Origin of the sequence: Ideonella livida (assembly GCF_010499455.1) — a bacterium.
Lineage (GTDB): Bacteria > Pseudomonadota > Gammaproteobacteria > Burkholderiales > Burkholderiaceae_C > Ideonella > Ideonella livida.
On record NZ_JAAGOH010000042.1, the window covers coordinates 19044 to 33311 of the forward strand.

General features: G+C 72.0%; 12 protein-coding genes. 4 read left to right on the forward strand and 8 right to left on the reverse strand.

Annotated features, from left to right (window positions below; all coding sequences use genetic code 11):
- Positions 1 to 36: 36 nt before the first annotated feature.
- From G3A44_RS20845 to G3A44_RS20860, 4 genes are all read right to left on the reverse strand, one after another.
- On the reverse strand, positions 37 to 918 hold the full coding sequence (locus tag G3A44_RS20845) for an ABC transporter permease (RefSeq protein ID WP_163459679.1): 882 nt from the start codon (positions 916 to 918) through the stop codon (positions 37 to 39).
- Positions 919 to 920: 2 nt separating this feature from the next.
- Positions 921 to 1826: an ABC transporter permease gene (locus G3A44_RS20850; RefSeq protein ID WP_163459680.1), complete on the reverse strand. Its 906-nt coding sequence runs from the start codon at positions 1824 to 1826 to the stop codon at positions 921 to 923.
- A 43-nt stretch (positions 1827 to 1869) separates the two neighbouring features.
- Positions 1870 to 3207, reverse strand: a complete 1338-nt coding sequence (locus G3A44_RS20855; RefSeq protein ID WP_239062018.1) for an ABC transporter substrate-binding protein — start codon at positions 3205 to 3207, stop codon at positions 1870 to 1872.
- A gap of 99 nt (positions 3208 to 3306) precedes the next feature.
- Positions 3307 to 4428 carry an ABC transporter ATP-binding protein gene (locus G3A44_RS20860; protein WP_163459681.1) on the reverse strand — a complete coding sequence of 374 codons (1122 nt, stop codon included), beginning with the start codon at positions 4426 to 4428 and terminating at the stop codon, positions 3307 to 3309.
- Between the two features lie 221 nt (positions 4429 to 4649).
- Here G3A44_RS20860 and G3A44_RS20865 point away from each other — a divergent pair, with 221 nt between their 5' ends.
- Both G3A44_RS20865 and G3A44_RS20870 read left to right on the forward strand, forming a co-directional pair.
- Complete coding sequence (locus G3A44_RS20865; protein ID WP_163459682.1) at positions 4650 to 5375, forward strand: aspartate/glutamate racemase family protein; 726 nt, start codon at positions 4650 to 4652, stop codon at positions 5373 to 5375.
- A gap of 63 nt (positions 5376 to 5438) precedes the next feature.
- A complete protein-coding gene (locus G3A44_RS20870; protein WP_163459683.1) occupies positions 5439 to 6695 on the forward strand; it encodes a cystathionine gamma-synthase family protein in 1257 nt (418 codons plus the stop codon).
- Positions 6696 to 6714: 19 nt separating this feature from the next.
- Here G3A44_RS20870 and G3A44_RS20875 read toward each other — a convergent pair whose 3' ends face one another.
- Positions 6715 to 7827: an NAD(P)H-dependent flavin oxidoreductase gene (locus G3A44_RS20875; protein ID WP_203561512.1), complete on the reverse strand. Its 1113-nt coding sequence runs from the start codon at positions 7825 to 7827 to the stop codon at positions 6715 to 6717.
- Positions 7828 to 7873: 46 nt separating this feature from the next.
- Here G3A44_RS20875 and G3A44_RS20880 point away from each other — a divergent pair, with 46 nt between their 5' ends.
- Positions 7874 to 8368: a MarR family winged helix-turn-helix transcriptional regulator gene (locus tag G3A44_RS20880; RefSeq protein WP_163459684.1), complete on the forward strand. Its 495-nt coding sequence runs from the start codon at positions 7874 to 7876 to the stop codon at positions 8366 to 8368.
- 35 nt (positions 8369 to 8403) lie between these two features.
- Here G3A44_RS20880 and G3A44_RS20885 read toward each other — a convergent pair whose 3' ends face one another.
- The 3 genes from G3A44_RS20885 to G3A44_RS20895 form a co-directional block, all read right to left on the reverse strand.
- Positions 8404 to 9522 carry a metallophosphoesterase gene (locus G3A44_RS20885; protein ID WP_310734429.1) on the reverse strand — a complete coding sequence of 373 codons (1119 nt, stop codon included), beginning with the start codon at positions 9520 to 9522 and terminating at the stop codon, positions 8404 to 8406.
- Positions 9523 to 9682: 160 nt separating this feature from the next.
- On the reverse strand, positions 9683 to 12436 hold the full coding sequence (locus G3A44_RS24200) for an AAA family ATPase (RefSeq protein WP_163459685.1): 2754 nt from the start codon (positions 12434 to 12436) through the stop codon (positions 9683 to 9685).
- Positions 12433 to 13581 carry a metallophosphoesterase family protein gene (locus tag G3A44_RS20895; RefSeq protein WP_163459686.1) on the reverse strand — a complete coding sequence of 383 codons (1149 nt, stop codon included), beginning with the start codon at positions 13579 to 13581 and terminating at the stop codon, positions 12433 to 12435. The genes G3A44_RS24200 and G3A44_RS20895 overlap by 4 nt, the downstream gene beginning before the upstream one ends.
- 358 nt (positions 13582 to 13939) lie before the next feature.
- On the opposite strand from G3A44_RS20895, the gene G3A44_RS20900 reads away from it, so the two are divergent.
- Entirely contained in the window at positions 13940 to 14128 is a 189-nt protein-coding gene (locus G3A44_RS20900) for a hypothetical protein (protein ID WP_163459687.1), read from the forward strand.
- The last annotated feature ends 140 nt before the right edge of the window (positions 14129 to 14268 follow it).

Below are 14268 nucleotides of genomic sequence, written 5' to 3' on the forward strand. Positions count from 1 at the left end.
GGTAGCGGCGGGGCCTGCGGCAGGTGGTGGCCGCGCTCAAGCGCCGCGACGGCGGCGCCACAGGCGCATCAGCCCCAGCGTGAGGCCCATCACGGCAAAGGAGATGGCGGTGGTGACGGTGCCCAGCGCATAAATCACGGGGGTGGTGACGGTGGTGGTCAGGCCCTGCAGTTCCAGCGGCAGGGTGTTCAAGTCCCCCATGACCTGGGAGCTGCGGGCGATCTCGTCCCAGCTGAGGGTGAAGCCGAACATGCCCACGCCCACCAGGCTGGGGGCGATGAGCGGCAGCACCACATGGCGGAAGCCCTGCCAGGGGCTGGCGCCCAGGTCACGCGCGGCCTCTTCATAGGCCGGGTTGAAGCGGTTGAACACCGCGAACATGATGAGCAGGCCGAAGGGCAACGTCCAGGTGAGCTGGGCGCCCAGGCCGGAGCTGTACATGCCCAGCGTGGTGTTGAAGCTGTCCAGCGCCTCGGGTGACCAGGCCTCCAGCAGCACCTTCACACCACCGTCGATCAGGCGGAACAACAAGCCCACCCCCAGCGAGACGATGATGCTGGGCATGATGAGGCTGGCCACCACCACATAAAACAGCGCGCTGCCGCCGGGCAGCTTCTTGCGGTAGGCCAGGCCGGCCAGCAGCGCCAGCCCCACGGTGAGCACCATGACCACCGCGCCCAGGCCCAGCGAGCGGCGCAGCGCGGCGCCGATGTCCACGGTGCCAATGCCCTCCCACAGCTGCTGGAACCAGTGCAGGCTCCAGCCGCGCATCGGGAAGGTGAGCCCGCCCTCAGGGCCCTGAAAGCTGAGCACGACGATGGCGAACATCGGCCCATAGAGAAAGAGCACGAAGGCAACAAACAACGCGCCGAGCAGCCAGAAGCTCAAGGGACGCGGGTCACGGGCAGTGCGTGGCATGGTCAGAGTTCCTTGCGCAAGTTCACCAGGCGCATCAACGCCACGATCATCATCAGCACCACCGCCAGCAGGATCACGGCGTTGGCCGCGGCCAGGGGGAACTGCAGGTAGCTGGTCTGCACCTGGATGACTTTGCCGATGCTGGCGATCTGCTGGCCGCCCATCACGCCCACGGTGACAAAGTCGCCCATCACCAGGGCCAGCACGAAGATCGAGCCGATGATGATCCCGGTGCGGCTCAGCGGCAGCACCACGTGCCACATCGTCTGCCAGGGGCTGGCGCCGTTGTCGCGGGCGGCCTCCAGCAGGCTGCGGTCAATGCGCATCATGGCGTTGAAGATGGGCACGATCATGAACATGGTGTAGAGGTGCACAAAGGCGAGCACCACCGAGAAATCAGAGAACAGCAGCCACTCCACCGGCTGCTCCACCACGCCCAGGGCCAACAGGCACTGGTTGACCAAACCGTGGCGGCCCAGCAGCGGCACCCAGGAGATCATGCGGATGACGTTGCTGGTCCAGAAGGGCACGGTGCAGACGATGAACAGCAGGGTCTGCAGGCCCTGGCTCTTCACGTGGAAGGCCAGGAACCAGGCGATGGCAAAGCCCAGCACCGCGGTGATGGCCCAGGTGAGCAGGCCAAACTTGAGGGTGGAGGCGTAGGTGCCCAAGGTCACGCACAGGTCTTGCCCAGGCGTGACCAGGCTGGCCCCGCAGCCCTCAAAAATAGCGCGGTAGCTGTCCAGGCTGATCGCGGGGATCAGCTCGTACTCGGTGGCCTGCCACAGGCTCACCATGCCCACCAAGGCCAATGGCAGCACGAAGAAGACCGCGAACACCGCCGCCAGCGGGGCGGCCTGCAGCCAGGCGGAGACGGCGTGACGGGCGGTGGATGCGGTCCGGTTCATGCGGGATCAGCTCCGTTGAAGGGAAAGACGTCAGCGGCCGGCCTCAGGCGGCCACGAACTCGTTCCACTTCTGCACCATGTAGGCGTTCTCATCCATGATGGCGTTCCAGCAGGCGATGCCGCCCATGCGGGCCTCGTAGCTGCCGCCGTCACGCACCTCGCCCTTCTTGGCCAGCAGGTCGCCGTGCGGGCTCTTGATGTCTTGGGCCGCCGGCTTGCCTTCCATCCAGTAGGCCCACTCGTAGGCCTCCATCTTGGCCTTGGCGGTGTCCAGCACGGCGCTGTAGTAGCCCTGGCGGTTGAGGTAGGCACCGGCCCAACCATCCAGGAACCAGTTGATGAACTCGTAGGCGGCGTCGAGCTGACGGCCCTTGAGCGTCTTGGGCACGCCAAAGCCGGCGGCCCAGGCGCGGTAGCCTTCCTTGAGCGGCTGGAAGGTGCAGGCGATGCCCTTGGTGCGCACGGCCGTGACCGCCGGGCTCCACATCGACTGGATCACCACCTCGCCCGAAGCCATCAGGTTGACCGACTCGTTGAAGTCCTTCCACAGCGCGCGGAACTGGCCGGCCTTCTTGGCCTCGATCAGCGTCTTGATGGTGAGGTCGATCTCCTTCTTGGTCATGTTGCCCTTGTCGGGGTACTTGTAGAGGCCCATGGCCTCCACCACCATGGCCGCGTCCATGATGCCGATGGAGGGGATGTTCAGGATGGCCGCCTTGCCCTTGAAATCCGGGTTCAGCAGCTCGGCCCAGGAGCTGATGGGGCGCTTGATCAGGTCAGGCCGGATGCCCAGGGTGTCGGCGTTGTAGACCGTGGGGATCAGCGTCATGAACTGCGTGGGCGCGGCGCTGAAGGTCTTGCTGTCGGGCTTGTCCAGGTACATCACCTTCTTGGGCGCGGTGCCCTGGTCGCCCACCTTCTTGCCGGCCACTTCACCCTTGGTGAACAGGCTGGTGATCTTGTCGGCGTTCTTGATGCGCTTGGTGTCGATGCCCAGCAGGTTGCCGGTGGGGATGATCTTCTTGAGCGAGAAGTACTCGGTGTCGATCAGGTCAAAGCTGTTGGGCGAGGTGACGGCGCGCTTGGTCACGTCGTCGGTGGTGACGGCGATGTACTGGATCTTGATGCCGGTGTCGGCCTCGAACTTCTCGGCAATGGCCTTGTCCTGGTTCACCGCGGTGCCCAGGTAGCGCAGCACCGGCTTGTCGGCGGCGTGCACAAAGGGAAAGCCGGTGATGCCGGTGGCCGCCACGCCCGCGCCGGCGGCGGTCTTGAGGAACTGGCGGCGGGCCGGCAGGGCGGTGTCGGCCGCTGCAGGGGCCACGGCGTCGCTGGCGGGGGTGGTGGCCAGCGGGGCCTGCTTCGGATCGGTCGTGCTCATCGTCGAAGACTCCTGTGAAGGTGGCGGGAACAAGGCGCGCGCAGGCGCCTGGGGGTTGGGAAGGCGGAGGACAAAGGGGAAGGCGGGGCGGGCGACCGCTCAGGCGGCCAGGGCGTGGGCATCGCCCGGCGCCCAGCACAGGCGCAGGCTGTCACCGGGCTGCACCGGGGCCTGGAAGAAGCGCGCATCGGGCAGGCAGACCACCCAGGGGGCCACGCGGTCCTCGCCCTCGGGCGCATCGTCGGCCGCGGCCGCCGGGCCGGCGCCCGGGCGCTGCACATGCACCTGCACCTGGGCGCCCTGGTACTCGATGGCGCGCACCTGCACGGGCAGGCCACTCCCGTCCGGCGAACCGGTCGCGTCCAGGGGCTGCAGTTGGCAGCGGTCGCTGCGCACGGCCACCTTGCCGGCAGGGGTGTCAAACACGTTGTGCGCACCAATGAAGCGGGCCACGAACTCGGTGCGCGGCGCCTCGAACACCTCACGCGCCGGGCCGGCCTGCTCGATGCGGCCATGGTTCATCACCACCACCAGGTCGGCCAGGGCCATGGCCTCTTCCTGCGAGTGGGTGACGTGGACAAAGGTGATGGGGCCCCCATCGGGCTGCGCCCTGCCCCCCGAGGGGGTGTCGCCTGCCTTCGGGCGGCCGGGCGGCAGGCTGCCCAGCTCACGGTGCCAGCGCTGCAGCTCGGCCCGCATGCGGATGCGCAGGAACGGGTCCAGTGCCGAGAGCGGTTCGTCCAGCAGCAGCACCTGCGGCTGGGTCATCAGTGCCCGGGCCAGGGCCACGCGCTGCTGCTGCCCGCCGGAGAGCGCGGCGGGCAGGCGCTGGGCGTAGGGCGTCATGGCCACCAGGTCCAGCAGCTGGGCGGCGCGGGCCTCGCGCTCGGCCTTGGCCACGCCCTTCATCTGCGCGCTGAAAGCCACGTTCTGCAGCACGGTGAGGTGCGGGAACAGCGCGTAGCTCTGGAACATCATGGCCGTGCCGCGCTGGGCGGGCGTGAGGTCGGTGATCTCACGCGGGCCCAGCAGGATGTTGCCGTCGGTGGGCCGCTCGTGGCCCGCAATCATGCGCAGCGTGGAGGTCTTGCCGCAGCCGGAGGGACCCAGCAGGCAGCAGTAGCTGCCACCGGTGATCTTCAGGTCGATGCGGTCCACGGCCACAGCGTCGCCGTAGTGCTTGGACAGGGCGATGAGCTCCAGGTCGGTGCGTGCGTTCATGGCGTGTTTTGTATGCAATGCGTGTGCCAAGTCAGGCCACACACGGGCGGCACCCCGGTCTGCCTCTTGCAAGAGCACCTGGGCCTGCACGTGTGAGTTCCGTGGACCGCCCAGCAGGGCGCTTCCCGGGAAGCGCCACGGCGCACCAGCACCGGGAATGGCGCACCAAGCTGGCCACCCCAGTGCACCGATTGCATACAAAACAAGGATTCCGACCTGCCATGAACCTGCTGCTCATCAACCCCAACACCACCCAGGCCATGACCGATGCGCTGGGACAGGCGGCCCGCGCCGTGGCCGCCCCGGGCACGGTGGTCACCGCCGTGCAACCCAGCTTTGGCCCGGCCTCGATCGAGGGCTTCTTTGACGAGGCGGTGGCCGCCGCCGGCGTGGCCGAGCAGATGCGCCACGCCCCCGCGCACGACGCGGTGGTGATCGCCTGCTTTGGCGACCCGGGTCTGGACGCCGCCCGCGAGGCCAGCACCGGCCCGGTGCTGGGCGTGGCCGAGGCCGCCTTCCACGCCGCCAGCCTGGTGAGCACGGGCTTCTCGGTGGTGACCACCATGACGCGCACCTGCGTGATCGCCGAGCACCTGCTGCACAAATACGGCTTCGAGCGCCGCTGCCGGGGCGTGCATGGCACCGACATCCCGGTGCTGGCCCTGGAGGATGGCGGCCTGGCCTGCCTGCCGCAGATTGAGGCCGCCGCCCGCGAGGCCCTGGCCCGCGACCGCAGCGGCGCCATCGTGTTGGGCTGCGCCGGCATGGCCGGCCTGTGCCACACGCTGCAGGCCCGGCTGGGCGTGCCGGTGATTGACGGCGTATCGGCCGCCGTCAAACTGGCCGAAGGCCTGGTGGGCCTGGGCCTGGGCAGCAGCAAGCAGGGCGACTACGCGCCCCCGCTGCCCAAGCGCTATGCCGGCTGGGCCGCTCCGCTGGGTTGGTAAGCAGGCCCAGCAGGCCCGCTTGCCTTCCTAGAATGCGGGGTTTCCCCTTGGCCGGTCCGCACCATGTCCACTGACTCCACCTCCCGCCCGCCCCTGGGCTTTGCCACCCAGCTGGTCCATGCCGACGAAGGCTTTGGCGTCGAGCACGGTGGCGTGCGCAAGCCCATCCACACCTCGGTGCAGTACGGCTTTGACGATGTGCGTGAGCTCATCGGCGTGTTCCAGGGCACGGTCAAGGGTGGTTTCAACTACGCCCGCCAGGGCACGCCCACCACCGCCGCGCTGGAGCGGCGGATCACCCAGATGGAAGACGGTGTGGGCACGGTCTGCTTTGCCACCGGCATGGCGGCCATCTGCGCGGTGTTCCTCACGCTGATGAAGGCCGGCGACCACCTGGTGAGCAGCCAGTTCGTGTTTGGCAACACCAACAGCGTGCTGGGCACGCTGCAGGGCCTGGGCATCGAGGTGAGCAAGGTGGACGCCACCCGGGTGGACGCGGTGGCCGCCGCGCTGCGACCCGAGACCCGCATGGTCTTCGTGGAGACCATCGCCAACCCCGGCACCCAGATCCCCGACCTGGAGGCCATCGGCGCGCTGTGCGCCGAGCGCGGCATCGTCTTTGTGGTGGACAACACCATCACCTCGCCCTGGCTGTTCCGGCCCAAGGCGGTGGGCGCCTCGCTGGTGATCAACTCGCTGACCAAGTCCATCGGCGGGCACGGCACCGCCCTGGGCGGCGCGGTGACGGACACCGGTTGCTTTGATTGGACGCGCTACCCGCGCATCCTGCCGGCCTACCAGGGCCAGGACACGCGCCAGTGGGCGCTGACCCAGGTCCGCAAGAAGGGTCTGCGCGACATGGGCGGCTCGCTCTCGTCCGAGCATGCCCACCAGCTGGCCACGGGCGCCGAGACCCTGGGCCTGCGCACCGACCGCTGCAGCGCCACCGCCCTGGGCCTGGCCCGCCACCTGGCCGCCCACCCGGCCGTGGCCAAGGTGCACTACCCGGGGCTGGAGAGCCATCCGCACCACGACCGGGCCCGGCGCCTGTTCAAGGCCGGCTCCTGGCTCATGGCCTTTGAGCTGGCCGACTCCTCGCGCCTGGTGGAGGTGGTCAACCGCCTGCGCCTGCCGGTCAAGGCCACCGGCCTGGCCGACACCCGCACGCTCATCATCCCGGTGGCGCCCACCATCTTCTGGGAAGCCGGCCCCGAGGTGCGCGCGGCCATGGGCATCGCCGACGGCCTGATCCGGGTGTCGGTGGGCCTGGAAGACCTGGCCGATCTGGCGGCCGACTTCGATCAGGCCCTGGCGGGCTGAGGCCGCAGGGCCCCGCCGCTCACTGACCCGCCAGCCAGCGGGTCAGGGCGGCCGCGCCCTCGCCCTCGGGCTGCTCGCGCAGCGCCTCCAGGTTCTCACCCGACCACAGGGGCGTGAAGTCGCCCCGCCCCAGGCCCTCGGCCGCCTGGCGCAAAGGCCCCAGGGCGGTGGCGGCCAGCGGAAAAGCCGGCGCCTCGGGCGACAACGGCCCTTGCTCGCGCATCAGGCGGTTGAGCAGGCCGCGGGCGGGCCGGCCCGAAAACACATTGGTCAAGGCGGTGAGGGTTGCGCCCGGCCCCTGCTGGGCAGCCGCCCGCAGCGCGGCACGGTGCACCCGGCTGGTGTCGGCCTCGGCGCTCAGCAGGTAGGCGGTGCCCACCTGGGCGGCCACCGCGCCGGCCGCCCGCACGGCCGCCACGTCCTGCGGGCTGGACAAGCCGCCCGCGGCGATCAGGGGAAGCCCGGGATGGCTGGCCGCCAGTGCCTGGCGCACGGCCGGCAGCAAGTCGGCCAGCGGCGCCTGACCGTCCAGGTCCAGGTCAGGGCGCAGGAAGTGGCCGCGGTGGCCGCCGGCCTCCAGGCCCTGCACGATCACCGCGTCCACGCCCTGCGCGGCCAGCCAGCGGGCCTCGTCCACGGTGGTGGCGGTGCTCCAGACCTGGGCCCCGCTTTCGCGCACCTGCTGCAGCAGCGGCGCGGCGGGCAGGCCGAAATGGAAGCTCACCACCGGCGGCCGGTAGCGGGCCACCAGGGCCGCGGCCTCGGGCCCGAATGGCTGGCGGGCAGGACCGGCCGGCGGCGCCAGGCCCATCAGCCCCAGCTCGCGGGCATAGGGCGCCAGGCGCACGCGCCAGCACTCCATGCGCTCCATGTCCGCGGCGGGCGGGCGGTGGCAGAAGAAATTGAGGTTCCAGGGGCCGGCCGCGCGCTGTGAGAGCACGGCCAGCTCCTCTTGCAGGGTGGCCATGGAGAGCATGGCGGCGGGCAGCGAGCCCAGCCCGCCGGCGGCACACACCGCCAGGGCCAGCCGGTGGCCCTGCACCCCCGCCATGGGCGCCTGGACGATGGGACAGGCCAGTGCGGAGAAGGGCCAGGGCGCGGCGGACGGGGTGGAGGAAGACAGGTTCTGCACCCCCGCATTGTGCGTCGCGCCGGACACCGGGTGTCACAATTTGGCCATGCCTGCCCGCAAGCCCCTCAGCCCCGACGACACCACCCCCGAAGCGCCGCTGCACGAGGGTGCGCTGGGCCCGGTGATCGGTTACCAGCTGGCCCAGGCCACCATCGTCACCTCCCAGGTCTTTGCGGCCACCGCCGGCCGCGGCCTGGACCTGCGCCCGGTGGAATTCACCCTGCTCACGCTGATCGCCGAGAACCCGGGCGTGTCGGCACGGCAGCTCTCGCGCGCGCTGGCGGTGACACCGCCCAACATCACCATGTGGGTGGACAAGCTCAGCGAGCGTGGCCTGGTGACGCGGGAGCGCAGCGCCACCGACGGCCGCGCCCAGCACCTGAGCACCACGCCCGCCGGCACCGAGCTGGCCCGCCAGGCGGTGCGCGCCCTGCGCGAGGCCGAGCGCGAGACCCTGGCCCGCGGCCTGAGCGCGGCCGAGCAGGCCATCCTGGCCGAGCTGCTGCACAAGCTGGCGCGCTGCCGTCGCAAGGGCAACTGAGCGCGCCAAAGAGCCGCCGGAGCGCCGCCGCCGGCTCAGAACCCCCGGGTGGGCGCGCTGCGTCCCTCGTGGGTCATCAGGGTGCGCTCCGGCCAGCGCAGCGCCGCCAGCGCGCCGGTCGCCGACCCGCCAGCCGCCTCATGTCCCGGCTGGCGCCGGCGGTACAGGGCGCCAGCGGAGTAGTCCACACAGAACACACGCCGCCGCGGCCCCAGCCAGGACAGCGGGTGCACGCCAGCAAAGAGATCGGGGCCGGACTTGCCCAGGCCCGCCCGGTCCAGGGGCTGGAAACTGCGCCAGTAGTGGCCGGTCACCACCGGCACCTCATCGTCGTAGTCCATCCACCACGGGTGGCGCTGCACAAAGCGCCAGCGCCCCGAGGTGAAGAAGGGCTTTTCGGCAGCGCGCTCCACACCCGAAGTGAGCACACGCACCGGATGCGCCATCTGCCGCAGCTCGTCGGCCGCGGCCACGGCCGGCAGGGCGGGCATGCTGGCCACGGGGTCCTGCATGCGCGGGCCCCAGATCAGCATCTCCTGGGCATGGCGGCTGGCCAGGCCGCGCTCATGCAGCTTCTTGGCGATGAGCAGGTCCAGGGCCTCGAACTGCCACAGCAGGTCGCGCCCGCTGGGCAGCAGCCGCAGCTGGGCCAGGGCGCCGGGGTGCCAGGCCGCATGCACCACCCGCAGGTCGGCACGGTGGGCCACCAGGGGCCGGCGCAGCAGAAAGCCACGCACGGCGGCCCGCTCCGGGCTCTCGCCACGGCCCGGCAGCGTGGCCCAGGGGTGGTACTTGCGGTCGGCGGGGGCGTCTTCGTTCCAGAACCAGTCGTTGCCGTCCTTGCGGTCGCCACGCAGCAGGTTCAGCTCGTGGTTGCCCAGCAGGCATTCGGCCCGGCCCTCGCGCACCAGGCGGCGCACCAGGGCGATGACCCCGGGCGAGTTGGGGCCGCGGTCGCCCAGGTCGCCCACAAAGACCAGGAAGCGGCCCTGCGGATGGCGGCCGGCACGGTCGTAGCCCAGGTGCCCCAGCAGGGCCACCAGGGCCTCGTACTCACCGTGCACGTCGCCCACCAGGTCCAGGGGCCCTTCAGGCAGGCAGGCTTCCCAGGTGGCGGCGGGCAGGGCGGGGGCGGCCGGCGGGAGGTCGGACACGGAGACGGGCGTGGGGGGCGTCACGGGACTGCAGGCGTAACTGTGTGAAATACCGCACAGATTGTGCAGGGGTTTGACCGCTCATCGAGGCTGGACAACCGCTCAACAGGGCTCCCGGACCGTCCGACCGTCGCGCCCGGCCCACAGCGCGGGCACATGGTCAGCCGGGCGACGGCAGGGCGCGGGCGGCCACACCCAGGTCGCGCCAGTGGGCCGGATGGCAAGTGAAGAGCAGCACCTGGTGGCGCTGGGCGGCGTCAAAGAGCACCCGCTTCATGGCCTCCAGACGTTGGGCATCGCTGTGCACCAGGGCATCGTCCAGCAGGATCAATGTGGGGCGGCCGGCCTCACGCAGCAAGTCGGCATAAGCCAGGCGGCTGAGCAGGCCCAGTTGTTCGCGCGCGCCGAAGCTGAGCTGCTCCAGCCGCGCGGTGGCCGCGTCGCCGGGGCGGCGCAGGGCCGCCGGGGTGAGCGCGGCATCCAGCTCCAGCCGCGCCGCCGGGTACAGCAGGGGCAGATAGTGCTGCAAGCGCTGCTGCAGTGGCGCCTGCAGCCGGTCCAGGGCGGCTTGCCGATGGGCCTGCAGGCGCTGGCACAGCAGGTCCAGGGCCTGGGCGCGGCGCTGCAGCTCGTCGGCGCGGCGGCCGGCAGCGGCGGCCTCAGCCGCGCGCTGGTCGCGCAGCTCCTCCAGGCCCAGCGCGCCGGCCTGCTCCAGCGCTGCCTGCAGCTGCAGCAGGCGCTGGGCGCGGGCGGTGGCGGCCTGCTCCAGCTGCTGCAGGCTGCGGCCCAGGCGCTCCAGGTCCTGCCGCAGGAAGTCCGGCGCTGCGGCCTGCAACGCGGCACGGGCCTGCTGGAGCCGGGCGTCCAGGGCCTCCACCTCGGTCTGTCCGGCCAGCCAATCGGCCTGGGTCTGGCGCCGGCGGTCCTGCCAGGCCGGGTCGTCCACGCAGGCCTGGGCCACGCGGGCCTCCTCACCGGCCTGCTGGTGCTGGCTCCGGGCCTGGGCCAGGGCCTGCTGGGCAGCCGCCAGGCCGTCGCGGGCCTGCCGCTCGGCCTGCCGGGCCTGCTCCTCGCGGGCTTCGGCCTCGTCCAGGCTCAGGGTGGACAAGTCCGATGCCGGGACGGTCTGGGTCGGTACCTCGGTCAGCGTGCCGTCGGGCGACTGCAGGGCCAGGGCGGCGGCCTGGGCCGCCGCCTGGGCACGGGCGCGCTGGGCCTGCAGGGCGGCCAATCCTTCGGGGGCGTGCAAGGCCAGGGCCTGGCGGGCCAGGGCCTGCTCCTGGGCCAACGCCTGGTGCTCGGCCTGGCGGGCCTGGGCCTGGGCCACGGTCTGCAGGCCCAGGGGCTGCAACAGGGCGGCCAGGGCGGCGTCGGCCTCGGCCAGGGCCTGCCGGCGGGCGGCCAGGTCGGCCCCACCGGGCCGCAGCACCAGCTGGCCCAGCCCGGGCAGCGCCAAGGTGCCAGGTGCGCTCAGGTGCCGGCTGCCCTGCCCCCGCCAGGCCTCCGACCCGCCGTCCTGGCGCCAGGGCAGCTCGACGCCCGGGAACAGGTCGAAGTCCACCTGGGTGGCGGCGGCTTCGCATTGCCAGCGGGCCTGGGCCAAGCGGCGTTCGGCCTGCTGCAGGACAGCCAAGCCGCCACTGGGCAACGGCAGGGCCGCCAGACGCTGACCCAAGCGGGCCAGCTCGGCATCGGCCTGCTCAGCGGCCTGTACCGCCTGGGCCAGTCGCCGGGCTTCGGCCTCGGCCTGCTGGCCCTGCTGCTGCAGGGCCAGGCGGCGGGCCTGCAGCCGCAGGGCCCGGCCCTGGGCCTGGGCCCGGGCCACGTCGTGCGCAGCAGCGGCCAGCGCCGACTCGGCCGGCCCCAGCGCCGCCTGCGCCGTCGCCAGCTGCTGGGCCAGGACAGTCCAGCGGTCCTGGCGCCGCCGGGCTTCCTCCAGCTGCTGCTGCCAGGCCTGCAGCTGCTGCTGGCGCAGGGCCTGACCGGCCTGGGCTGCGGCCAGCCGCTGCGCATCGGCGGCCAGCGCCGCCTGCCGGGCCTCCAGGGCCTGCAGGGCCGCCTGCACCTGTTGGCGTTGCGCGCGCAGCGGGGCGTCGGGCGGGTTCAGGGCATCGTGGGCCGCCTCGCGCTGCAGGCGGTCTAGCTCGTCGACCTGCTGGCGGTACTGGCGGATGCGCTCGTCGAGCGTCTGGACCTCGGCCTGCAGGCGCTGCTGCTCGGCCAGGGCGTCGGCCAGCGCGGCGCGCGGGCGGCCGGTGGCGGTAAGCAGCTCGGCGCGCTGGGCGGTGAACTGGGCCAGCAAGGCGTCGCCCCGGCTGCTGGCCAACGGCGCGCCCCAGCGGGCGGCGGCTTCCTCCTGCACCGGGGCCGCCGACAGGCCCTGCAGCGCCTGCTGCAGGTGCTCGCGGGCGGCCTGTGCAGGCCCGCGCAACTCCTGTCCGCTGCCCTGCTCCACCCACAGCAGGCCGGGAATGCCCCAGTGCTCGGGCCGGCTCTCGCCACGCCCGGCGAACTGGAAACCGAAGAGCTGGGCCAGGTGGTCCTCGGCCTCGGCGCCCTCCAGGGCCAGGGGCAGGCCGGCCCCCTCCTGCAGGGGCTGCACCCGCAGGTCACAGCGCTTGCGGCCCAGAAAGGCCTTGGTCAGGCTGTGGCGGCGGCCGGCAAAGTCAAAACCCAGGCTCACGGTGGGCGTGGCCGCGCTGTCACCCCAGGGGCGCAGGTCCTCGACCGAAGAGGAGCGGTGGCGCTCGAAGAAGGCCGCACGCAGGGCCCGCACCAGCGTGCTCTTGCCCGCTTCGTTGGGGCCGGTGATGAGGTTCAGGCCAGGGGCCAGGCCGTCGAGGACCAAAGCCTGACGGAACTGTCTGAGCTGCTCCACGCGCAGGTGGGTCAGGTGCAGGGCGGCGTGGGTCATGCGGGTTCCTGGCCTGGGGCGGGAAGGGCGACCTGGGTTGGTGCGGACAGCGCGGTGGCCAGCAGCACCAGGGCATCATGGGCGGTGGCACCTTCGGGTCCGCCCGCCTCCTGCTGCAGACGCAGGGACTGCAGCAGCTCGCCCAGAAAGCCGTCGGCCTGCAGGGTTTGCAGGTCCTCGGTGCTGGGCAACAGCCGCAGATCCTCGGCATCGCGGCACAGCAGGCGCAGCCGGGCCTCGGCGGCGTCCAGCCCCGCTTGCAGCTGGTGCCAGCCGGCCAGGTCCAGGTGACCGGCCAGCCGCAGGTCCAGCACGGTGGCTGCGGGCAGCGCCGCCAGACGCTGCAGCAGGGCGGCCACGTCGCTGGGCACTTCCAGCCGCTCGCGCCACTGGAGCCAGCGGTAACGACCCACGGGCAGTGAGGTCAGCGCCGGCACGCCGCCATCCTCGGGCAGGTCCACCCGCCAGGCGTGGCCCGGGTCGTTGTCCTTGAACCGGTCGGGCTCGGGCGTGCCGGCATAGGCGCAGCGGGGGCCAATCTGGCGGCGGCCATGCCAATCACCCAGGGCCAGGTAGGCCAGGTCGGCGCGCTCGGCACGGTCCGGGGCGATGGGGTTGGCGGCGTCCAGGTCCTCGGCCAGCAAGCCCTGCACGGCGCCGTGGGCCAAGCCCACGCGCAGCCAGCCCGCCGGCGTACGGGCCTGGTCGAACCAGGCGGTGAGGTCCTGGTGCACGTGGCGCTGGGTCAGCGGGGCGGGCAGCACCGCCAGCCGCAGGGCGTCGAACAGCAGGGGCTCGGGTCGCAGGGCCAGGTGCACCCGAGGCGGCACCAGGCCCAGGCGCAGGGCGCGGGTCCACACGCTCTCGCCCAGGGCGGCGTCGTGGTTGCCAGGCAGCAGCACCCAGGGACCGGCATAACCCTCCAGCGCGTTGAAGAGGCGGCGCAGGCTGCGGTCGGACAGGGTCTGGGCGTCAAAGACATCACCGGCCACCAGGACCAGGTCCACCGCCTCGGCCGTGGCCAGGGCGGCCAGGCGCTCGACCGCCTCGTAGCGGGCCTCGGCCAGGGGAACGGCGGCCTCGGGCGGCCATTGGCCGTAGGTGCGGCCGATCTGCCAGTCGGCGGTGTGCAGGAGTCGTGGCAATTCAAACCCCGGGACAAGGTCTTGGGAAGGGGGCGATCATAGGGACTCATGTCGTTGCTGCCGCAGCCATCCGCGCCGCAGCATCTGCGCCCGGGTCGGGGCTCGGGGGACAAGGCCGTCTCCCACACCCTGGGGGGCATGGCGGTGTGTCATCACGCCGTCATCGCCACCCGGCTCAATGGCAGCGCGGCCCGAGCCCCGGGTGCCCTGCCCAACGCCCTCGGGGTCCCCCCTAGGGCGGGGGTTTCCCCCCAGGATGCAGATGCAACGATCGCGGGTTCCTGCCTATGCTGATGTTCTACACCCCTGACACCATTTCCATCAGATCCGGCACCCTGTAGTGCCCCTCGGAGGCCCCATGAAGCTGTTCCGCATCTCCCCCCGCCCCGCCCCTGGTGAGCCGGCCCCCCGGCCGCTGGAACAGACTGACGTCTCTGAACTGGGCTTCGAAGCCGCCCTGCCGTTCCTGAGCAGCGCACCGGGCGAGCTGGACGGCTGGTTCGACGACGAGGAAGAGTCCGCGGGCATGACGCTGCGGGCCGCCTGAGGCCCTTCCGCCCCGCCGCGGTCCACGCCGCGGGGCGGCCCGGTTATCCTGCGCGCGGCCTGATCCCGCCGCGGCCGGGGTGCCGCCCGGCGCTAGCGGCACCCGCCCTGCGGGCCAGGCCCGCCCCCATGAGCCCGAGC

Bases quoted from the DNA above. Each gene is read 5' to 3' on its own strand.
- G3A44_RS20845 (WP_163459679.1), bottom strand. From the start codon at position 918: ATGCCACGCACTGCCCGTGACCCGCGTCCCTTGAGCTTCTGGCTGCTC.
- G3A44_RS20850 (WP_163459680.1), bottom strand. From the start codon at position 1,826: ATGAACCGGACCGCATCCACCGCCCGTCACGCCGTCTCCGCCTGGCTG.
- G3A44_RS20855 (WP_239062018.1), bottom strand. From the start codon at position 3,207: ATGAGCACGACCGATCCGAAGCAGGCCCCGCTGGCCACCACCCCCGCC.
- G3A44_RS20860 (WP_163459681.1), bottom strand. From the start codon at position 4,428: ATGAACGCACGCACCGACCTGGAGCTCATCGCCCTGTCCAAGCACTAC.
- G3A44_RS20865 (WP_163459682.1), top strand. From the start codon at position 4,650: ATGAACCTGCTGCTCATCAACCCCAACACCACCCAGGCCATGACCGAT.
- G3A44_RS20870 (WP_163459683.1), top strand. From the start codon at position 5,439: ATGTCCACTGACTCCACCTCCCGCCCGCCCCTGGGCTTTGCCACCCAG.
- G3A44_RS20880 (WP_163459684.1), top strand. From the start codon at position 7,874: ATGCCTGCCCGCAAGCCCCTCAGCCCCGACGACACCACCCCCGAAGCG.
- G3A44_RS24200 (WP_163459685.1), bottom strand. From the start codon at position 12,436: ATGACCCACGCCGCCCTGCACCTGACCCACCTGCGCGTGGAGCAGCTC.
- G3A44_RS20900 (WP_163459687.1), top strand. From the start codon at position 13,940: ATGAAGCTGTTCCGCATCTCCCCCCGCCCCGCCCCTGGTGAGCCGGCC.